Annotated in this window: 26 protein-coding genes; 12 read left to right on the top strand and 14 right to left on the bottom strand. The window is 47.8% G+C overall.

All coding sequences use genetic code 11. The annotated features are described in order from the left end of the window. The first annotated feature begins 1 nt into the window (after position 1). Both KNO65_RS10390 and rbsB read left to right on the top strand, forming a co-directional pair. On the top strand, positions 2-967 hold the full coding sequence (locus KNO65_RS10390; RefSeq protein WP_159563085.1) for an ABC transporter permease subunit: 966 nt from the start codon (positions 2-4) through the stop codon (positions 965-967). Positions 968-990: 23 nt separating this feature from the next. Beyond that, entirely contained in the window at positions 991-1,902 is a 912-nt protein-coding gene (rbsB, locus tag KNO65_RS10385; RefSeq protein WP_031421977.1) for a ribose ABC transporter substrate-binding protein RbsB, read from the top strand. A 54-nt stretch (positions 1,903-1,956) separates the two neighbouring features. Here rbsB and KNO65_RS10380 read toward each other — a convergent pair whose 3' ends face one another. The 5 genes from KNO65_RS10380 to KNO65_RS10360 form a co-directional block, all read right to left on the bottom strand. Beyond that, positions 1,957-2,280: a sugar phosphate nucleotidyltransferase gene (locus tag KNO65_RS10380; RefSeq protein ID WP_214784001.1), complete on the bottom strand. Its 324-nt coding sequence runs from the start codon at positions 2,278-2,280 to the stop codon at positions 1,957-1,959. 99 nt (positions 2,281-2,379) lie between these two features. Further along, positions 2,380-3,003, bottom strand: a complete 624-nt coding sequence (gene kynB, locus KNO65_RS10375) for an arylformamidase (protein ID WP_214783998.1) — start codon at positions 3,001-3,003, stop codon at positions 2,380-2,382. A 15-nt stretch (positions 3,004-3,018) separates the two neighbouring features. Beyond that, positions 3,019-3,858 (bottom strand): tryptophan 2,3-dioxygenase, encoded by an 840-nt coding sequence (kynA, locus tag KNO65_RS10370; protein WP_214783995.1) that lies wholly within the window; start codon positions 3,856-3,858, stop codon positions 3,019-3,021. A 12-nt stretch (positions 3,859-3,870) separates the two neighbouring features. Further along, entirely contained in the window at positions 3,871-5,145 is a 1,275-nt protein-coding gene (gene kynU / locus KNO65_RS10365; protein ID WP_214783992.1) for a kynureninase, read from the bottom strand. Positions 5,146-5,284: 139 nt separating this feature from the next. After that, positions 5,285-6,799 carry a glycine betaine uptake BCCT transporter gene (locus tag KNO65_RS10360; RefSeq protein WP_214783988.1) on the bottom strand — a complete coding sequence of 505 codons (1,515 nt, stop codon included), beginning with the start codon at positions 6,797-6,799 and terminating at the stop codon, positions 5,285-5,287. Positions 6,800-6,931: 132 nt separating this feature from the next. Here KNO65_RS10360 and KNO65_RS10355 point away from each other — a divergent pair, with 132 nt between their 5' ends. Then, a complete protein-coding gene (locus tag KNO65_RS10355) occupies positions 6,932-7,780 on the top strand; it encodes a Cof-type HAD-IIB family hydrolase (RefSeq protein WP_214690378.1) in 849 nt (282 codons plus the stop codon). A gap of 569 nt (positions 7,781-8,349) precedes the next feature. Continuing rightward, entirely contained in the window at positions 8,350-8,514 is a 165-nt protein-coding gene (locus KNO65_RS10350) for a hypothetical protein (RefSeq protein ID WP_214783985.1), read from the top strand. Positions 8,515-8,539: 25 nt separating this feature from the next. On the opposite strand, the gene abc-f is transcribed toward KNO65_RS10350, so the two are convergent. After that, positions 8,540-10,384: a ribosomal protection-like ABC-F family protein gene (abc-f, locus tag KNO65_RS10345; RefSeq protein WP_214783982.1), complete on the bottom strand. Its 1,845-nt coding sequence runs from the start codon at positions 10,382-10,384 to the stop codon at positions 8,540-8,542. A 337-nt stretch (positions 10,385-10,721) separates the two neighbouring features. Here abc-f and KNO65_RS10340 point away from each other — a divergent pair, with 337 nt between their 5' ends. Then, entirely contained in the window at positions 10,722-11,621 is a 900-nt protein-coding gene (locus tag KNO65_RS10340) for a DMT family transporter (RefSeq protein WP_214783979.1), read from the top strand. 44 nt (positions 11,622-11,665) lie between these two features. On the opposite strand, the gene KNO65_RS10335 is transcribed toward KNO65_RS10340, so the two are convergent. From KNO65_RS10335 to KNO65_RS10320, 4 genes are all read right to left on the bottom strand, one after another. Further along, complete coding sequence (locus KNO65_RS10335; RefSeq protein WP_214783975.1) at positions 11,666-11,851, bottom strand: hypothetical protein; 186 nt, start codon at positions 11,849-11,851, stop codon at positions 11,666-11,668. A 12-nt stretch (positions 11,852-11,863) separates the two neighbouring features. After that, positions 11,864-12,769: a Gfo/Idh/MocA family protein gene (locus KNO65_RS10330; protein ID WP_214783972.1), complete on the bottom strand. Its 906-nt coding sequence runs from the start codon at positions 12,767-12,769 to the stop codon at positions 11,864-11,866. A gap of 63 nt (positions 12,770-12,832) precedes the next feature. After that, complete coding sequence (locus tag KNO65_RS10325; protein ID WP_214783969.1) at positions 12,833-13,558, bottom strand: anti-sigma factor; 726 nt, start codon at positions 13,556-13,558, stop codon at positions 12,833-12,835. Next, positions 13,555-14,115, bottom strand: a complete 561-nt coding sequence (locus KNO65_RS10320; RefSeq protein ID WP_211782130.1) for an RNA polymerase sigma factor — start codon at positions 14,113-14,115, stop codon at positions 13,555-13,557. Before KNO65_RS10320 ends, KNO65_RS10325 begins: the two co-directional genes overlap by 4 nt. Before the next feature lie 127 nt (positions 14,116-14,242). Between KNO65_RS10320 and KNO65_RS10315 the strand changes: the two genes are divergently transcribed. Both KNO65_RS10315 and KNO65_RS10310 read left to right on the top strand, forming a co-directional pair. Next, entirely contained in the window at positions 14,243-14,428 is a 186-nt protein-coding gene (locus KNO65_RS10315; RefSeq protein WP_148209475.1) for a hypothetical protein, read from the top strand. A gap of 85 nt (positions 14,429-14,513) precedes the next feature. After that, the gene (locus KNO65_RS10310; RefSeq protein ID WP_214783966.1) at positions 14,514-15,314 is read left to right on the top strand and encodes an HAD family hydrolase; all 801 of its coding nucleotides are present in this window, start codon (positions 14,514-14,516) and stop codon (positions 15,312-15,314) included. On the opposite strand, the gene KNO65_RS10305 is transcribed toward KNO65_RS10310, so the two are convergent. Both KNO65_RS10305 and KNO65_RS10300 read right to left on the bottom strand, forming a co-directional pair. After that, the gene (locus KNO65_RS10305) at positions 15,260-15,565 is read right to left on the bottom strand and encodes an RNA polymerase sigma factor (RefSeq protein WP_214783963.1); all 306 of its coding nucleotides are present in this window, start codon (positions 15,563-15,565) and stop codon (positions 15,260-15,262) included. The two genes, KNO65_RS10310 and KNO65_RS10305, sit on opposite strands and share 55 nt — an antisense overlap. A 155-nt stretch (positions 15,566-15,720) precedes the next feature. Next, positions 15,721-15,936, bottom strand: a complete 216-nt coding sequence (locus KNO65_RS10300; RefSeq protein WP_012727536.1) for a hypothetical protein — start codon at positions 15,934-15,936, stop codon at positions 15,721-15,723. Between the two features lie 121 nt (positions 15,937-16,057). On the opposite strand from KNO65_RS10300, the gene KNO65_RS10295 reads away from it, so the two are divergent. The 4 genes from KNO65_RS10295 to KNO65_RS10280 all read left to right on the top strand — a co-directional run bounded on the left by KNO65_RS10295 (position 16,058) and on the right by KNO65_RS10280 (position 18,538). Next, entirely contained in the window at positions 16,058-16,291 is a 234-nt protein-coding gene (locus KNO65_RS10295) for a WYL domain-containing protein (RefSeq protein WP_074035487.1), read from the top strand. Continuing rightward, positions 16,288-16,488 carry a helix-hairpin-helix domain-containing protein gene (locus tag KNO65_RS10290; protein ID WP_159563075.1) on the top strand — a complete coding sequence of 67 codons (201 nt, stop codon included), beginning with the start codon at positions 16,288-16,290 and terminating at the stop codon, positions 16,486-16,488. Before KNO65_RS10295 ends, KNO65_RS10290 begins: the two co-directional genes overlap by 4 nt. 151 nt (positions 16,489-16,639) lie before the next feature. Next, positions 16,640-18,097, top strand: a complete 1,458-nt coding sequence (locus KNO65_RS10285; protein ID WP_214783960.1) for a UDP-N-acetylmuramoyl-L-alanyl-D-glutamate--2,6-diaminopimelate ligase — start codon at positions 16,640-16,642, stop codon at positions 18,095-18,097. Between the two features lie 96 nt (positions 18,098-18,193). Beyond that, positions 18,194-18,538 (top strand): YflT domain-containing protein, encoded by a 345-nt coding sequence (locus KNO65_RS10280; protein WP_214783957.1) that lies wholly within the window; start codon positions 18,194-18,196, stop codon positions 18,536-18,538. A 67-nt stretch (positions 18,539-18,605) separates the two neighbouring features. Here the strand turns inward: KNO65_RS10280 and KNO65_RS10275 are convergent, their stop codons facing one another. Continuing rightward, positions 18,606-19,598 (bottom strand): MDR family oxidoreductase, encoded by a 993-nt coding sequence (locus tag KNO65_RS10275; RefSeq protein ID WP_214783954.1) that lies wholly within the window; start codon positions 19,596-19,598, stop codon positions 18,606-18,608. Positions 19,599-19,741: 143 nt separating this feature from the next. Between KNO65_RS10275 and KNO65_RS10270 the strand changes: the two genes are divergently transcribed. Further along, positions 19,742-20,164, top strand: coding sequence for a hypothetical protein (locus tag KNO65_RS10270; protein WP_012727530.1), 423 nt, complete (start codon positions 19,742-19,744; stop codon positions 20,162-20,164). 18 nt (positions 20,165-20,182) lie between these two features. On the opposite strand, the gene KNO65_RS10265 is transcribed toward KNO65_RS10270, so the two are convergent. Beyond that, complete coding sequence (locus KNO65_RS10265; RefSeq protein WP_214783951.1) at positions 20,183-20,392, bottom strand: hypothetical protein; 210 nt, start codon at positions 20,390-20,392, stop codon at positions 20,183-20,185. Positions 20,393-20,408 lie beyond the last annotated feature (16 nt).

Genomic DNA, 20,408 nt, shown 5'->3' with positions numbered 1-20,408 from the left:
TATGGAATTGAAAGCAACAACTTCGCTGAAGCGCCCGGGTCGACTCGGATGGGGACAAAAATTAGGACCGCTGTTCGGTCTACTCGTCATCGTCGTCGTCGTGACGGCGCTCGAACCAGGATTTTTATCATTAAATAATATCTTTAACGTACTCCGCCAAGTGTCGATCAATGCCTTGATTGCCTTCGGGATGACGTTTGTAATCCTGACAGGGGGCATCGATTTATCGGTCGGTTCGATTTTGGCGCTCGCTTCTGCACTGGTGGCAGGCATGATGGTGGACGGTCAACATGCGGTTATGGCCGTTGCACTCGGCTTGATTGCAGGTGCCGTTCTCGGAGCGTTCAACGGGGCGGTCATCACGTACGGAAAAGTGGCACCGTTCATCGCGACATTGGCTACGATGACCATTTATCGGGGATTGACGCTCGTCTATACGGACGGAAGACCGATTACGGGTCTCGGGAATTCCGGTTGGTTTGAGATGCTCGGACGTGGTTATTTCTGGATCATTCCGGTGCCGGCATTGACGATGCTACTCGCATTCGGTGTCCTTTACTTCATCTTGAAGAAGACGACATTTGGTCGTCATACGTATGCGATTGGTGGGAATGAAGAAGCGGCTAAATTGATGGGGATTGGCGTCAATAAAGTCAAAATCATGATTTATTCGCTATCCGGTATGCTTGCGGCACTCGCTGGCATCATCTTGACGTCACGTCTCAATTCCGCACAACCTACAGCAGGAACATCGTATGAACTCGATGCCATCGCAGCGGTCGTTCTCGGGGGAACGAGTCTTGCGGGTGGTCGCGGCTGGATTGTCGGGACGTTGATTGGGGCGTTGATCATCGGAACATTAAATAACGGATTGAACCTTCTTGGCGTATCATCATTCTTCCAACTCGTCGTAAAAGGTGCAGTTATATTGTTTGCAGTATTGCTTGATCGTCGGCAAAACGCGTAACACGCGAAAGGGGAAAACGGAACATGAAAAAATGGACAGCTTGGCTACTCGCACTGACAATGGTACTGATGGCAGCTTGCTCGACTGAACAACCGGGGTCATCGTCTGAAACGGAAACGAAAGATGGCGATTATGAAATCGGCTTATCGATCTCAACATTGAATAACCCGTTCTTCGTCGCACTGAAAGAAGGCGCAGAAGAACAGGCGAACGAAATGGATGCGACGTTGACGGTAGCGGATGCGCAAAACGACGCGGCGAAGCAAGTGAATGACGTCGAAGATATGATTCAAAAGGGGATGGATTTGATTCTCATCAACCCGACGGATTCAGAAGCGGTCGGCGCGGCAGTACAGGCAGCAAACGATGCGGGCATTCCCGTCATCACGGTAGACCGTAACGCTGAAACAGGGGACGTCGTCGCCCACGTGGCATCAGATAACGTCGCAGGTGGACAGTTGGCGGGTGACTACATGGTCGAACTCGTAGGCGAAGGGCAAAAAGTCGTCGAGCTCGAGGGGATTCCAGGAGCGTCTGCGACACGTGACCGCGGACAAGGATTCAACGAAGCCATCGATGGGAAATTGGAAGTCGTGGCAAAACAATCGGCAAACTTTGACCGTGCAGAAGGATTGACGGTCATGGAGAACATCTTACAGGACAATAAAGACATCGTCGCTGTATTCGCACATAACGATGAGATGGCACTCGGTGCCGTTCAAGCACTCGAAGCGGCTGGAATGAGTGACGTGAAAGTCATCGGATTCGATGCGACAGACGATGCCGTCAAAGCGGTCGAAGGTGGGACGATGGCAGCTACGGTTGCACAAAAGCCCGCTGAGATTGGGAAGTTGGGTGTAGAAGCTGCAATCAATCATCTGAAAGGTGAAACAGTGGAGGAAAACATTCCGGTCGAACTCGAATTAATCAAATAAGTAAGAAGAAACCTCACGATGCCTTGATTTCGGGTAGAGCTCGTGAGGTCATTTTTATTTATATGGGGAAATGAGAAATTGTGTATCGTTGTTCATAGGTTTTAAATAGCTTGCTGTATCACGACGAGTTGGTTCGGAAATGATATTAGTATCTGCACTAACTTGATGAATGACACAATCCTTTTGTTGAACATTTGTGATCATGAAAGCGTTAGTGTCTAAATCTTGTGTTTTTAGTTGATTATAAACTCTTTCAAGCATTGATTGTTTCGTTCCATCTCTGCTAGGCAATAAACGAATGAATTGTTTGGCATTCGAATTGTTCGAAAGTGGCCATAGTCTTTTTCCATCACCGCCAGGTAATAATAGAATCTTCATCGAATGTCCTCTCTTGAAATAGAGTTTCTCATCTATTTCGCCAAACGTCGGACTATCCCTGTCTAATCAAAAAAGAGACAGCCGATTCCGGCTATCTCTTTACAATATAGGGCGAAGCAATGCGCGAACGGGACTTCCATCCCCTTCGACGATTGGGAGAGGGACGGCATTCAAATCGTAATCTCCCGGTAAGATATTGTCTAAAACGAGTCCTTCTAGGATATGCACACCATTTCGTGCTAACGCGTGATGGCCGCTCATCTCTTTACTGTCAATCGCATCAACGGACGGTAAGTCGAGTCCGATCAAGAAGATTCCGAGTTCTCCGAGACGATCGGCAAGAGCGGGTGTCAGTTCAGGAATCGTCTCTGGGAAGACGCTCTTATCGGACCAACCATCCGTTTTTAAGATGAGGCGTTCCACCCCAGTCAAATCGTGACCATCCAAATCAGATGCTTCAATCTTTGCCTTATGCGGTAGATGAATCACACGGGCTGGTCCGATATATACGGACGGATCGAGGTCGATCACGCGCTTCCCATGGTCGTCAAAATGAAACGGTGCATCGATGTGGGTCCCGAGATGTAAACTCAATGTCATCTTCCCGACATTGACCGAACCACTCTCTGCCATCGGCCACGCGATTTCATATGAAAATTTTGTATCTCCCGGCCATGTCGCAACATCGGCATGAAGTGGCTGTGATACATCAATCCAAGTCATTTTGTTCAGCTCCTCTTATAGTGATGTCCGGACCGTCCACAGTTCTGGGAAGAAGCGATGATCGAGCACGCGACGTAAGTAGTTCACGCCAGACGAACCACCTGTCCCCATCTTCTGTCCGATAATGCGTTCCACGGTGCTCATATGGTTAAAGCGCCACATCTGTTGCTGACTCCCGATATCGAGTAGCTTTTCACCGAGCTCATATAAGTCCCAATACGTGTCGACGTCTCGATAGACTTCGACCCATGCCTTCTCGACACTTTCATTCCATTCCCAATCCTGGGTGACATCACGTTCGAGCACGCTCGCATCAATCGATAGACCCCGACGATACATTTCGCGGACGGTCACATCGTAAATACTAGGAGCTTGTAGCGAGCTTTCGAGCAATGGATACAGTTTTTTATCGTGCGCGTAAACACTGAGCGTCCGTGCGTTTTTGAAGCCGAGCGCGAATTCGATTTGTCGGTTCTGGTAAGATTGAAAACCAGAGGACGAGCCGAGTTGGTCTCGGAACTCTAAATACTCGGCCGGCGTCAACGTCGCGAGAACGCCCCATGACTGGATGAGTTGTTGCTGAATCTTCGAGACGCGGGCGAGCATCTTGAACGAACGTTCGAGTTCGCCGTTCGTGATGGCCGTCGTGGCTGCTGTCAATTCATGCAAAATGAGTTTCATCCACAACTCGCTCGTCTGGTGGATGATGATGAACAGCATCTCATCATGATGGTCAGAAAGGCGATGTTGACTTGATAAAATCGGGTCGAGTTGGAGATAGTCCCCGTACGACATGTCTTTTGAGAAATCCGTTTGAATCGATTTTTCTACTTTATGTTCTGTGCGTTCACTCATGACAGTTCCCCCTTATGCGACCACTTCGCGGACGTTCTCGAACGCCTCATATTCTTTGTCGTCCATGATTTTCTTCAACGTCAAGATCACGTCATATACGTCGGTAAACGTATTATATAGGGCGACCGGTGCGAGACGGATGATATTCGGTGCGCGGAAGTCAGGGATGATGTGATGTTTCTTCAACGCTTTACAGATGCGTGCCGCTTCGGGATGCTCGAGGCTCAAATGAGCGCCGCGCTGTCGTGTGTCAGTCGGGCTACCGATGAAGAATCCGTGAGGTGCGAGCATCTCTTCGATCAAATCCATCATATACGTCGTGAGCGCGAGTGATTTTTGACGAATCGCTTCCATCCCGACCTCGTTGAACATCTCAAGCGCGCCAAGCTGAGGGGCAAGACTCATAACGTGTGGTGTTCCGATTTGGAACGCACCGGCATGTTCGGCCGGTGTCATCGTATGGTCCATATCGAACTGTTTATCTTTGCGCGAACCGAACCATCCGGCGAGTCCAGGTGTCGTGCCGAAGTGACGTTCATGAACGAATAAGCCCCCGACCGTTCCCGGACCCCCGTTCAAATGTTTATAGTTGCACCAGTATGCGAAGTCGACACCCCAGTCGTGGAAGTCATGAGGGATGGCGCCGACGGAGTGACAGGCATCGAAGCCGATCAAAATTCCACGCTCGTGTGCCGCTTTCGTTAGACGAGCCATATCTAAAATCTGACCACTCCGATAGAGGACGGTCGGTAATACGATGAGGGCGATTTCGTCAGTCATCGCGGCAATCAAGTCGTCTTCTGCTAAGAAGCGCCCATCTGGACTGTTGACTTGGACGAGGTGCTCTGATGGGTCGAGTCCACGAAGTTCGAGCTGACTCTTCAAGGCGTAAATATCAGACGGGAACGTGAGGGTGTCTGCCAAAATCTTCGTTCGTTTGCCTTCTGGTTTGAAAAACGAAGCGACAAGTTGATGCAAGTTCACGGTCGTCGAACCGGTGACCATTACTTCTTCCGACTTTCCACCGATGAGCGGCGCGTTCAATGCAGCCAGCTCTTCGGACAAGTTGAACCAAGGATGGCGACCGGACATCCAACCATCGATCCCGAGCTCTCTCCAGTCCGCGAGCGATTCAAGGAGCGTACGCTCGGCTCGTTTCGATAAGAGCCCGAGTGAATTCCCATCCATATAAATCCCGTCTTCCGGTAAGTAAAATTCTTCCCGATATGATGCGAGCGGGTCTTGTTTGTCTAGTTGTTGTGCGTAAGCACGTGTGAAATCGTTCATCTCCCCATAATCCCCCTTTAAAGCTTATACGTTGTCAAAATCGTAGCAATCGGACATAAGGAAGTCAACAAACAACGAGATGTCGGCGAGTCAAACTAAAAAACGCTCAAGGATCTTCCCGAGCGTTTAAAAATACAGCTTATTTTATTTTTCGTACGTTCTCTTGTCGGAGTAACTTAAATAATGTGAACACCATCAGCAGAAGAATAATCGTGAAGGGCAAGGCGGAAATCAACGACGCAGTTTGAAGTCCTTCTAAGCCACTCGCAAGCAACAAGACGGCAGCGATTCCTCCTAACAGAACTCCCCAAGCGATTCGAACGGGGAGGGGCGGATTCAAGCTACCGTTCGTCGTCATACTACTGATGATATAGGTGGCAGAATCGGCCGACGTGATCAAGAACGTCAAAATCAAGAGAATCGACAAGACGGACAGGATGAAACTGAATGGGAGCTCGGCAAACGTCACGAACAATGCGCTCGTCACGTCCGCATTGACGGCTTCAGCGATGGAAGTCCCTTCGAATAAATCTAGATGTAGGGCAGTGCCCCCGAATACGGCAATCCAAAGGAGCGCAATGAACGGAGGAACGATGAGGACACCGACGATGAATTCACGAATGGTACGTCCTCGTGAGACACGTGCGACGAACGCTCCGACAAATGGGGACCAGGCGATGGCCCATGCCCAATAAAAGATTGTCCAATCCCGGACCCACGTCCCCTGTTGATACGGTTGTAGACGAAGACTATAGCGAATGAAATTTTGTAAGTAGTCACCTAGACCGAGCGTCAAGGTTTCTAAAATGAAAATGGTAGGACCGGCAAAGAAGACGAAGACCATCAACACGAGTGCGGTACCTAAGTTGATGTTACTCAACCACTTGATGCCACGATCGAGCCCCGTCGTCGTCGATGTTAAAAAGAGAGCGGTCAAGACGACGATGATGGCGACTTGCATCCAAGCGGTGTTCGGGAGCCCGAACACGCTGTTCAGTCCGCCATTGATTTGAAGAACACCTAAACCAAGCGACGTCGCGACACCCATGACGGTGGCAATGACCGCTAAAATATCAATCGTCTGGTTCAACGGTTGTTTGTACGGTCGTTCTTTTATAAGTGGTGAGAGGCTAGTCGAGATGAGCCCGTCCGCATTACGACGAAACTGGAAATAGGCGATGATCAGTCCGACAATCGCAAAGACAGACCATTGACTGACACCCCAATGGAAGAACGAATAGGCCATCGCGAGGCGTGCCCCTTCGACCGTCAATGCCTCCGTATCCGTATAAGGTGGCGTAAAGAAATGACTCATCGGCTCGGCAACACCCCAAAAGACGAGTCCGACACCGAATCCCGCGGAGAATAACATGCCGATCCAAGTAAAGAACGGATATTGAGGGCGATCGTCATCCTTCCCGAGACGGATTTTTCCGTATTTACTGAACGCTAAAAAGACTAAAAAGAGCACAAACAAGAATACGGAAAGTAAATAGAACCAACCGAACGAGCGAGTTGTAAAGTTAAAAATAGATCCTGCGATTGAAGCGAATGATGTTGGGGCAATGGCTCCGAATAGAACGAGTAAGGCGATCAAACTTGCTGAGATGTAAAAGACGCGATTCAAACGTGGCTTTTGTTTAGAATCCTTCATAGATGTCCCCTTTCAAAAAAATTATGTAGCATTAATAAACGGTTCCCTAATCTCCACATTGCAAACAGGAGACGCATTTCATCGTGTTTTGTATAGTTGAATCGGGAAAAGAACCAAAGAGGAGGGAACGATATGAAATTGATTGCGATTGATTTAGACGGGACGCTGTTATCGCGCACAGGCGTGATAACAGAGGCAAACCAGGAGGCGATTCGTCGTCGGCAAGATAATGGTGATATCGTTGCGATTTGTTCAGGACGTTCGATTCATGATATCGAGGAGCTGTTGAAGCGAAGTGACCTCATCTGTCCGATTTTGTCAGGTAACGGAGCAATCGGGTTCTATGAGAACGAGCGAATTTACTATCATGCGATGGATCAGACAATCGTAAATGAACTGTGGGAAATCGCTGATGCGGACGATGCGTACGTTGAATTTTATACGAATGCGGGAGTGAAGGTTCTCCGTTCAGGAAGCGATTTACTGAAGCGGGAACTCGATGAGGTGTTGCCACACGATCAATCGTTCACTCGCGAGTGGGCGGAACGTGAGATTGAAATTCAAAATGAGCAATTCGGTCTGACGTATATGGATTCGATGGCAGACATCGACTTTGCACGAGATGAAGTGTACAAGGTGTTTGTCTATTCGTTCGATCGCCGAAAGCTACACCGGTTGCGTAAAATCTATGAACCACGGAACGATATTTTGATTACGACTGCGGGGTGGACGAAAATTGAAATCGGACATCCTCATGCGAGTAAAGGCGCAGCCTTGAAACAGCTAGCTGAGCATGAACAGATTCCGATGCGTGATGTCGTCGCCATCGGAGACAATCTGAATGATGTGTCGATGTTCGAAGTGGCAGAAATAAGGATTGCGATGGGGAATGCTGTGGATCCGTTAAAAGATTTAAGCACGCATATTACAAAGGATGTGGAAGAGGACGGGGTCGCTTACGCGCTGACGCATTATGTATAAAATGGATTATGGAGAAATCGTGAACGAGGATTGAATCTCACTTAAAACGGATATTGTATACATGTAACCATTCACTTTCTGAAATGAGTCGGGGAACGGGGAGGCACTTTCGTCACCTGTCGCTTATGGATGAAAGGGATGGGCAAAGTCCATATGAACGTGAATCGTGTATTCCAAACGATGATACGTCGGCCTCTGCTTGCCATCGGAGCAAGCATACCAGACAGACTGTTTGTATACGGAATTCCACATGATCCGCGTCAGAAGTGGACATCATAGGTGCCAAGTCCTCTCGTGCCCATTCGATCAAAATGTCTATGAGTCACCTATTCGATTTCATGTTTTCGAATGAAAAACAATTGGTGAACCAATGGACGATGAACGGATTGGAATGATGCGTCACGTTGGCTTGGACATCTCTAGTCGAACCAAATCATGGATGGGACGGTCAATCGAGCAAGGGCTTGGTTGGATGAAAGTCCGGGGACTAGAGAATCAAGAAAAGCGCCGAGTGAGGGCGCTTTTCTTGTGGTATCCTATTGAGTGAATGCAACCGATGGAGGGATCATATGCCAAAGCTATATTGGTTCGGAACGTTCCTTAGTGGAGTGATTCTTTTGACAACGGGAACGATGGAAGGTCTTTACCGCATACTCCCAATTGGGTTGATGGTTATCGCGGTCATCGGCTATTTCATACAGATTCGATTCGAGCAAAAGAAGCGGCGCCCTTGATTGGGTGCCGCTTCTCTATATTAGGTTATAAAGATTCGAGCAAACGTGTCATCACGTCATCGATTTCTTTTTGCAATGCATCAACTTGTCGTTGTAACGCCATCAATTCATCAAGGTCATCCAATTCATTCATCCGTTGGAGCAGTGCCCGATGTTCTGTCTCTAATTGGGTTAGGTGAGTTTCCTCATCAACCGTAGATGGAGCAGGTTTCGTCTGCTTCAGCGATTTTGATTGTTTGATGTGTTCCGTTTTAGGTTCATCTTTCGATTCCTGTCCACGTTTGTCGAGGGCATAGGCGACGTTACCTTCGAAACGTGTCATCGTCCCGTCGAGCCAATACGTGATAGGGAACAGCTTATTCAAGAAGTAGCGGTCATGGGAAGCCGTAACGACCGTTCCAGGGAAACGTTCGAGTGCCTCTTCAAGTGCCTCTCTCGATTCGATATCGAGGTGGTTCGTCGGCTCATCTAGGACAAGGACATTGATTTCTTCATGGACGAGGATGGCAAGCATGAGTCGCATCTTCTCCCCGCCGCTCAAATTCGTGACCGGTTTAAACACACTCGCGCCGTAAAACAGAAATTGAGCGAGAAGGTGTCTCGCTTTGCCTTCATCGACTGCGATCCGGTCCCGAAACGCCTCGATTAAGCGATGAGATTCGTCGAATGTGATGTGTTGCGATAGATAGCCGATTTTGGCTTGGTCGGCTCGCCTTACGGTTCCGGCTTGCGGGATAACTTCACCGAGCAATATTTTCAAAAGCGAAGACTTTCCACTCCCGTTCGGTCCGACGATGGCGACGCGTTCCCCGTACCCTGTGTAGAAGTGCACGTCTTCAAATAGAGGACGATCATAGATAAGTGTCATATCATTTACTTCGAAGACGTCGCGCCCGGTTCGCCCGTTCGTCGTGAACTGGATATTCGGTTGCTCGGCTTCGAGTTGTGGTCGCTTGATTCGTTCAATTCGTTCGAGAGCCTTTTCCATCGATTTGGCGCGACGATAAAACTTTTCATTCGGCGGATTGCCCTCGTTGGCCCATTGCCGCAACTGCCGGATCGTTTCCTTCATTTTTTTGATTTTCTTCTGTTGCTCCGTGTAAGCGTGAAACTGGTCAAGCAACTGTTTTTCTTTTTGGGCAACGAAGTCCGTATAATTCCCGGGATAACTCGTCAATTCTCCATCCTCGCACTCGACGATTCGTGTGGCGACCGCATCTAAGAAGACCCGGTCATGGGAGACGATGAGGAGCGCTGAATCGTAATCCTGTAAATAGGATTCGAGCCAAGTCATCGCTTCTAAATCTAGATGGTTCGTCGGTTCGTCCAAAATGAGTAGCTCTGGTTCCTGAAGGAGTGCTAAGGCGAGACCGATTTTTGTACGCTCGCCCCCGCTTAGCGTATCGAACGGTTGGTCCACGAATGAGGTCAATTTGAGTCCATCAATCATTGCGCTGATTTTTGACTCGTAGACATATCCACCCGCATGTTCGAATTGTTCTTGAATGGCACCGTATGATTCGAGAAGGCGTTCGAGCTGTTCGGACGTCGCCATCTCTTGCTCGAGGGAAGACATTTTTTCACTCATGCGAGTCACTTCCTCAAAAGCAGTATAGAGGACGTCACGACCACTGCGTCCAGGGTAGTCAGGAAGCTGCACCAAATAGCCGATAGAGAGTCGTTGTCGGCGGTAAATCGTACCGGCGTCATGCTCTTCAGAGCCGACAAGGATTCGTAACAGCGTCGTTTTGCCACTGCCGTTTCGGCCGACAAGACCGACTCGTTCGTTTTCGTTCATGAATAAATTCGCATCTGTGAGAACGGCGTGCCCGCCGTATTGTTTTTGAATGTGTTGAAGATCGATCAACATAATAGGTTCCTCCTAAGGTTAGGGCCTATCAAAAAAACCGAACGCAAAGAAGCGCTCGGTTTAGAAAGAGAGAGGCGCTTTGTCGTATATTCAGCAATGTCTAAAAAAGGACAGACGGGTCCCTTGATTAAGCGACATCGTGAAAAATCGCACGCAAAATGTACAAATGTTCAGTTGTCCAATGCGTACGTCCGACAAATTTCACCTTTCTCCCTCCTTTCATTCATCCATATCTTGATTGTAAGCGTTTTTCTTACGACTGACAATGAAAATAAATGAAAATAAAGGAAATGGAACCAAGGATGTCGTATATAGTCGCCATCGAGGAGGCGAAGAAATGAGGAAAGAATGGCTAGGAGCACTCAGTTTGACCCTTGCGGCGAGTATATGGGGCGGGATGTATGTGGTCAGTAAGTATGCACTCGCATATATTGAACCGTTCACGTTCGTCTGGTTACGATACGCTGTTGCATTTATGGTCTTATTCGTCGTTTGGTTTCGGTTTGGACGAGAATCGATTCGAAGGGCAGATTGGAAATGGATCGGACTTGTCGGTGTCATCGGATACGTTGCCTCGATTTCGTTTCAATTTATCGGAACGAAGCTATCGGATGCACATACCGGGTCTCTTGTGACCGCAGCGACGCCAGCTTTCATGGTGTTATTTGCCCGAATCCTATTGAAAGAACGACTGACTCCTGTCAAGATTGGAGCACTTGGGCTGGCAACGGTCGGTGTTCTCATCGTCGTCGGTTGGGAAGGGGAAGGGACGTATCGAGTAGGCAGTTTCATACTTGTTCTAGCTGCCGTGACGTGGGCACTCATGTCCATTTATGTGAAAATCGGGACGCAGACCTTATCGACTTTGACACTGACGACGTTTGCGATTGGAGTTGCCTGGTTGTTGATGACGCCTTTGATGAGTATAGAGGTCATGCAAAACGGCTTTCCAGAATTGAATGGTGTCCTTTGGCTCAGTGTTCTCTATATCGGTGTCGTATCGACGGCAGGAGCGTTTTTCTTTTGGAACAAAGGACTCGAGTTGATGGATGCGAGTGTCGGGTCACTCTTTTTCTTCTTTCAACCCTTGGTTGGTGGGACGCTCGGGTGGCTCGTTTTGAACGAAACGCTCCATCTGAATTTCTTTATCGGTGCCGGTTGTATCATGACGGCTGTGACGTGGTCGACGTTTGCGGAACGAAGACAACAACTGCCCACTTCAGAACGAAATCTTTGACGACAAAACGGACGCCCTCATGTTTAGAGGGCGTCCGTTTTTGATTAAAAGCCACGATGCTCGAGTTTGTCTTGTTCGCGCTTCATTTCGAGTTCAAGACGCTGGATGGCAAGTTTCTCTTCTTCAATCTTCAAGCGACGTTCTTCGACACTTGATTTCTTCATCTTGATGATTGTATCTGAACCGATTGCGGCGACAACAATGACCATGATGTAGAAAAAGAAATCCATATGTATCCTCCTTTAGTTGATTAAGTTCGTGACAAGCCGTTGTGTCTCAAGCGCAACACGACCGTCTGTTGAAATCGCTGTATCATCGATGAGTGCGGAAATGAAGTGGTCAATCGCGCCTTGGAATCCTCGTTGCACGAGTGTCGTGTCCCATGAACCGAACGTTTCGACTTCATGCCGACCTTGCTTGAAACGATGTAGCGTGACCATCTCTTCGATGGACAATCGTTCCCCATCCCGTACAATCGAGACGTGCTCATGGTTCGCTCCGGACGTGCGATGCATCGATGTCGTGTGCATTCCGTGCTCGTCTTGCCATACGTGGCGGGCGAATCGCAGCTCATGCTTTTCATTGACGTCGACGTGACCCGAGACGAGTGTGAGCTCATTACCAGCGAGGAAACGTAATGTATCAATGACATGTAAGTAATCATCGAGTAAGGTGAAGGTCGCATCCTTAGGGCCGACATCGTTCTCGCGATGTTTTACCACATCAATCATGTGGACAGAGGACTCGCTTTGAAGACGCATATACATCGGAGCGAAACGTCGATTGAACCCGACCATCAATTTACGCCCAAGACGTTCGGCTTGAATGACGAGCTGCTCCGCTTCCTCGATTGTTTCGGCGAGAGGCTTATCTACATAAACATCGACGCCGTGCTCTAATAAATACGATACGATGTCATAATGGGTTTCAGTTGAACTATGTACGAACGCTGCATCGATGGATGAGGCGAGTTCATTCAACGTGTCGAACGAGGTCATTCGATACGTTTGGCAAATCATGTCTCGCTTAGATGTGTTGGGGGAAAAGGCACCGACCACCTCGATTCGAGGATGAATCGAAAGGATGGGTAAATACGCTTTTTGAGCGATATTTCCAAGTCCGACAATACCGATTTTTGGTTTTTGCATCCCATTCACTCCTTTGGTTCATCATATCAAAAAACCGGACAACGAATGTGTCCGGTTCAAGAATTAAAGACTAGCACTTAAGACGATTTCACCTTGTGGCGTCTCATTTCCGCGATTCGGTTCTTTTGTGACGGCGACGGTATCCCAGTCGACGTCGACTTCATCCGAGTCGAGTGTGTAGATGACCGTCCCGTTCCCTTTATCATCGGTGACGAAAGCGCCGGTCGGAATCGGGGCACCATCTTTTAAGAGCCATACTTGATACACCTCATTGGCATCGAGTGAGGCTAGGCCGTTCGTTTGGACGATCAGTTGTGTCGTTCCGTCCTGCTCTGCAAGATAAGCGGTTCCTTCAGACTCACCTTCAAGTGGGATTGATTCGGTCAGTGTGATGCCAGGGGCATCAGGCTGATTGGTAAGCAAATATCCATTCCCGATTAAGGAGAGGAGGAGTGCCGCTGCTAAAGCGACCATTCCCCAGACCGGTACGTTCCGTTTCTTCTTCTGTTTGAACGGTGTCGCCGGTGGAACTGATGCAGAAGTGTCGGTTATTATGACGGGTTCATTGTCTCCTTCTTCTTCGAATACACGATCGAGGACACGTGCTTTCATGCCTCGGGGTGGCTCAGTCGGAGTAGACAAGAACGCGACGCCACCGACAAGAGCTTCAAGTTGTTCGAGCTCTTCTTGACAGTCTTTACACGTTGCCAGATGTTGTTCAAATTTCATTCGTTCTTCTTCCGTTAAATGTTGGTTGAAGTAGTCAATCAATTGGTCGCATGCGTTCATTGTTCTACCTCCTTTCCGATGAATTCATGGGATAACTGTTTCCTCAGTTGCCTTAGCGCCAGTCGAATCCTTCCTTTTACCGTTCCGAGCGGGATGCCGCATGCATCAGCAATTTTTTGCTGGCTCAATCCTTGAAAATACATGAGTCGAACGACCTGCTGTTGTTCGGCTGGTAATGTGGCCATGGCTGTCTCGATTTGGGCGCGCTCTTCTTGCCACTCGACTTCTTTCTCGACGGACGGTGAGTCGGAAGGGATGGCCTCAGCGTAAGATTCATCTAATTGTAAATCCGGTTTACGCTTCCGAATTAAATCAATGGCCACATGACGGCTCATTGTGAAGAGCCAAGAACGAAATTTTCCTTTTGACTCATCGTAAACGCCTCCGCCACGCCAGAGCTTGATGAATACTTCTTGCATGGCTTCTTCGGCCAAATCACGATCTTTTGTCAGTTGTAGGACAAATGCGTATAAAATGCGTTCGTATCGATCATACAATATTTCGAGCGCTTCTTTGTCCTTTTTCCTGACACGCTCATATAACTCTAAGTCAGTCATAACATACTCCTTTGCGCAGAAGGGATGTCCCTTGTATTGATCTAACGTATAAAATCGAAAAATGGATGCCTATTTTGTGTGACTATTTATTGAACATGTCACTGCTTGATCCGGAAGCTTCGAATAGATGAATAATCTTAATTTCTCTGAAAGCTGGTACGTGATGAAGCTTAGTCCAATCGCCGTCATCAGCATCAAGCCAATCGCAGTTAAGGGAGAGCTCATCGTCGTCCATAAGAAGTATGTGCGAATGCCAAAAAGAAAAGCAAATACAATAAAAAATCCGGTAATCAAGCTACTCATTTGGCAATAAGCTCGAGAGATTCGTGAAATCATAAGATGCCTCCTTTGTTTCATTGTACTATAGGAGGAAGAGAAAACGATAAGGAGACGATATCATGAAGCGATTTACGAATGAGGGACACATCCTCATATGTTTTGATTTTGATGAGACCTACTTTCCTCATGCATGTACACCGGAACAATTGGCATCCGTTCGTCGGCTCGAAGATTTTTTGGAACAATATTCCCATCGATTTTCAACGATGTGGGTGACAGGTAGTTCACTCAAATCGCTACGTGAAAAAGTTGAACAGGCAAACCTTCGCTTTTGGCCTCACCGTATCGCTTCAAGTTTAGGTACGGAATTGTATCATATTGACGTAGACGGAACGTTTTCTTTAGAAGAATCCTATCAAGCGTTATTCCCGAGTGATTTTATATCTCGTGTGGAACGTGTTGCGTCACAGATTGAACAGATGCGGATTGAACTAGAAGCGCAACCGGGTTTTGGGACGAGTCCTTGGATCCGTAGCTATTACATCCGTGACCAAATCGGGTCTTGGAGCGAAACGCTTCGCATGCTAGCTGATCAAGAAGGGATTGCTGTCAACATCAGCCAATGCAATCCGCAAGCGGGTGATCCGATGGATGCATGGGATATTGATTTTTATCCAATGCATGCCGGAAAAGAATCGAGTGTTCGATATGTATGCACCACTGCTTCCTTCTTACGCAAAGAAACATATGCGTTCGGCGACAGTGGGAATGACCTTGGGATGTTAGCGCATGTAGGGAAAGGCTATTTAGTGGGCAATGCGACCGAACAGGCAAAACAGATGTATCCGGAGATGACAACAAAACCTTATGCAGAAGGGATTTTAGAAGTATTGGAATCTGATTTGTCCTCTTTCATATAGTGCATGATTTCCTCTAATGAACGGATGAGGGTCGCACGAATCGTTTCGGAATGTGGATTGAAGTGAAGACGTTGTTGCCAAATCCGACAAAATAAATCGGTCAAGGCCGCCTCTGCAGTTGCAGGATGGTCATTCAGATGAAGCGCATATCGATAAAGTAGTTTTTCATAGCGTGAGTATAAATGTTCTAAGGCTTGGCGATTTTTAAGACGAACTTGATCGACCAGGCGTTCATCGAGTGTAGGAAGCATATGCAACTCCTTTCGTATGGAATGAAGGTTTCAACGATAAAAGAATCAGGAACTTTACTCAGATAAAGCATCCTCTCTGTTCTTTCACTCATTTGCTCCCATTTAAACCAAGGAATATGAAGAATTGCGGTCGAATATGCATGCCCCTCAACGATTCAAAAAGTGTGATAACAATTCGGACAAGTTTGTGCGTCTCCCGGCGCGCGTTTGAATGATGTTTTACACTTCGGACAAGTGACGGTTTCGCTCTGTTGATTAAACAAACTGCCACGATTGAATAAAATGTTGCGAAGGTTTGGTAACGCGAGCGCAGCGAAAATCATTGCCCCGAATAAAAAGGCAGCCAAGATCAGTAATAATACATAAGTCATCGGTTTTTTCCTCTCTCATTTGATTTCCTTCATCATAATCGAAATTTGAATCAGCGAACAGCTTATCAATAGAAATGAGAACAAATGTTCTGTATAATGAAGACAAAGGAGGGAAAACAGGATGAGAGAAGAATTGTTACGATGGATGCGTTCGGGACAAGTCACAGAAATGGTGTATGTCGATCGACATGGGACATTTTCAGAGCGGCGGGTCAAACTGATTAAAGTGCAAGGGGAGTACGTGGTGGCATGGGATTTGAATAAACAAGCGAGACGAACGTTTCGAATCGAGCAAGTTCTTGCCTGTCTTCCCATCAACGGACGATTTAGAAAGCGAAAGGCGGAGATTGGATGATTGCCTTACCAACGTTAGCAGCGCCAGCTAAAAGGGCACTAGTCGCTAAAGGAATCGAGTCTCTGCATGAATTGTGTCCCTATACACGCCGTGAGGTTGCGAGTTGGCATGGAATCGGACCGAATGCCCTTTTTGTCCTTGAGGCGGAGCTACTAAAACACAATTTAGCATTCAAAATGGAGGAACCTAGTACGTGAGTGAAACGTCTAGGTTTTTTTTGTGAAGTGATTGCTTTCCTTTGAAAACGGGAAGTAATATATTTGTCATCTCAATTGCCGTTAAAATCTAGTAACATGACGATAAGGTTTTATGAACCTAGCGACACCCATGAGAAAGGACGTACACAGCATGAGAACGAAACGTTTATCCGCCATTTTACAAAATGAGATGGATGACATTTTTGATCCATGGGTGACCGGAGTCGAAACCGATTCCAGGAAGGTCAGTTCAGGGAATGTCTTTATTTGCATTCGCGGCTATACGGTTGACGGTCATAAGTTCGCAGAAGACGCCGTCGCCAACGGTGCGAGTGCGGTCATCTCAGAATATCCACTCGATCTCGATGTACCGAATGTGGTTGTTGCCGATACGAAACAGACGGCAGGAGCGGTTGCGAGTGTATTTTATGATCACCCCTCTCATCGGATGCGTATATACGGTGTGACAGGAACGAATGGAAAAACTACGACAGCGACATTGACTTATGACTTGTTGCGTCTTTCAGGACGTCGTGCCGGAATCGTTAGTACGATTGGCGCGCGTTTTCATAATCAAACGGTTGAGACAGCCAATACGACACCAGAAGCCGTCGTCTTACATCGCATCTTAGCAGAGATGGTCGATGCAGGCGTCACGGATTGCGTACTCGAGGTATCATCGCATGCCTTAATGGAAGGTCGCGTAGCGGGAATACACTTTCATGCTGCTGCGTTTACGAATTTGACGCATGATCATTTAGACTATCATCGTTCGATGGATGAGTATGCCCGGGCCAAAGCGCGATTGTTTGAACAGGTGGAAGTGACGAACGGTGAGGCGATTGTGTTAAATGCGGAAGATCCGGCTAGTCATGTCATGGCTGAGTTTGCGCCGACACGTCAAGCCATTATGTATAGTACAAAAGAGGAAATCGAAGCCGACATCCAAGTGATTTGGCGTGAAGAGACGGTACTCGTCAGGATGAAGGAGTTCAAGCTCGAAGTGCCCGTTCGGTTCATGGGGGCGTTCAATGCGGCGAACTTAGCAGCGGCAATCGGACTTGTGTCGACTTCCGATATGGCGCTACGGACCATTGTTTCAAATGTTCCAGGACTCACCTTGCCAAAAGGGCGGTTGGAACGTTTAGCTACAGAGGATGCTGAGATTTATATCGACTATGCCCACACACCAGACGGGCTAGAGAAATGTTTGTCTACATTGCAACAAGATAACCGTGCACTTGTCGTCGTGTTAAGTGCGGCAGGAGACCGTGATCCTACGAAACGTCAAGATATGGGACGTATCGCAAGTCGCTATTCGAATGAGGTGATTGTCACCGTACATGATGTCCGCATGGAAGACCCAAAACAAATCATTCGTGATTTAGTAAAAGGTATCCAACCGGATGTGAAGTATGTGACGTTTGAAGCAAGGGAAGAGGCCCTTCGACATGCGGCCACGCAAGCGTTAGAAGGAAAGCGTGTCGTGGTCGTCGGAAAAGGACATGACCACATTGAACGAATCGGTCGACAGTCGATTCCATTTAATGAATCAAACATTTTATTGGAAGAATTGAAAAAACGAAAAGGCCAAGAGCCCGCCGTTTAACAAAACGATGACGTTTGTCATCGTTTTTTAATGTGTGAAGAATGTGAAGGAAGGTAATACCTAGTAATGTAGTAGAATTGAAGGAGGAGAATAGACATGTCAGTTTTGTACAAAGAATTTACAAATGATGAAGAAGTCGTTACCGCCGTTCAATCGATGAAAACAAATGGGATTGATGAATCCAACATCTACGTCATCACACATGACGATGATCGGAGTAAACGTGTCGCGGATAATGCCGATGCGAACACCGTCTCGGCAAGTGACGTCGGTTTTGGGACAGCCGCCAAAAATGTGTTCCGCAAAAAAGGAGACGAACTGCGAGCCGATTTTCAAGAGCTCGGCTTCACAAAAGAAGAATCAGAGCGTCTCGAAGAGAAGTTAGATCAAGGCAAAGTACTCGTCGTCGTGAAAGACGCACCTGCCGGATTCACTATCTGATTCCACACCATGGAGAATAGAGAGGAAAGAGGCTGAATCGTGAATGATTCAGCCTCTTTTGATGGGCTTAGCGAAGACGGACGACGGTGCGACCACTCAATTCACCACGCATCATCGCTTCGGCGTGGCGAGGGACGTCGTGTAACGGAATCTCATGGATCATCTCATTGAGAACTTTCGGATCGATGAGTTCTTCGAGACGTTCCCATGCGTTCGTACGACGAACCATGGGTTGCATGACCGAATCGATGCCGATGAGCTTCACGCCGCGTAAAATAAACGGATAGACGCTCGTTGGCAACTCTGCGCCTCCGACGAGACCGCATGCGGCGACAGCACCTTCATATCGTATCTGGCTCAAGATGTTGGCGAGTGTATTTCCACCGACCGAATCGATAGCGGCATCGAAACGTTGCTTGGCGAGGGGACGGGCAGGGCCTTCTAATTCGCTTCGATCGATGATCGTCTCGACACCGAGTGAGCGTAAGTATGGTGAATCTGTTTTGCCGGTGGAGGCGACGACATGGTAGCCGAGACGACGAAGCAACGTAATCGCGAAGCTTCCGACACCACCTGTCGCGCCTGTGACAAGTACTTCTTCACCCGGACGCACACCTGCGTGTTCGAGTGCATCAATGGAAAGCATGGCGGTAAGTCCTGGTGTTCCGATGGCGATTGCATCTCGCATGCTCATTCCTTTCGGTAACTTCACGAGCCATTTCCCCGGTACTTGCGCATACTGGCTAAATCCACCGAAGTGCCGTTCCCCAATCCCGAAACCAGTGGCGATTACCTCGTCGCCAACTTTGATGTCGAGGTGGTCTGATTCGACGACAGTTCCAACGAATTCGCATCCCGGAATGAACGGATAGCGATTGACGATTTTACCAGAAGTCGTTAATCCGAGCGCGTCTTTATAGTTCAACGCAGAGTAGTGAACTTCCACTAACACATTTCCGTCCTCTTCTTTCGGAAGGACATCGGCTTGTACTTCTTTTACTTCGGCATGAAGGCGTTCCTCGTGCTGGTCGAGCACGAGTGCTTGGAATGATTCATTCATCTGCTTAACCTCTTTTCCTATGGATGTCTTCACTCTAACAGTCTTTCCCTCACAAAATGAAATATATGCACGAATCTTTAGGGGGAAACGGGTAGAGAGTGGTACAATAGAGGGGATTCAAATTGCGTAAGGAGGAATGTAGTATGCGGCACGATGACTATGAGTTTGACGATGTAGAAGTAGAAGAAGGCGAATTGTTCAACGTATACGATATTCTCCCACCGGACGGGACGATCCTGGAGATGGCGACAGCTGAGGAAATGGTTCGAGCGGCCGAATTAGAAGCGAAGCATCATGCGCTTCAACGGCTCCAAGATTCAAACTTCCAGTTAACAGGCGTGTCGTTCAAAGAACTTCTGACAGAATTTGAACAGTATGAGCAAGAGTCAATGGAGTTCTGGACAGGTGTTTATAACCGATTACGCATTCCTTGGGCGTGGACGATTCGAATCGATGTGGCCAATGGTCCGATTCATGTCGTGAACGATCGCGATATCTTTATTGATGAAGACGACTTCGAAGAATATGATGTTGATGATTTATTAGAGGAATACGAAGAAGATTGAATCAAAAACGTCTTTCCCTCATTCAGATGGGAAAGACGTTTTTTTGTCGTGGAGCAGGTCGTGACGGATTCGGCTGAGTTCAGTCGCCCCAAATAATAATCCGACACTACATAAAATTGAAACACCACTCACCATCGCCCCGACGACAGCGGTATCACCAATCATTGTGAACGACATTGTGACGCTAAACAGTCCAAATAGCAGTAATCCTCCAGCAATGGTTTTCATAAAATTCACCCTTTCA

The sequence above is a fragment of the Exiguobacterium sp. S3 genome, assembly GCF_018617295.1.
GTDB lineage: Bacteria > Bacillota > Bacilli > Exiguobacteriales > Exiguobacteriaceae > Exiguobacterium > Exiguobacterium profundum.
Note: the sequence above shows the minus strand (reverse complement) of the source record. Positions and strands in the feature narration are given on the sequence as shown.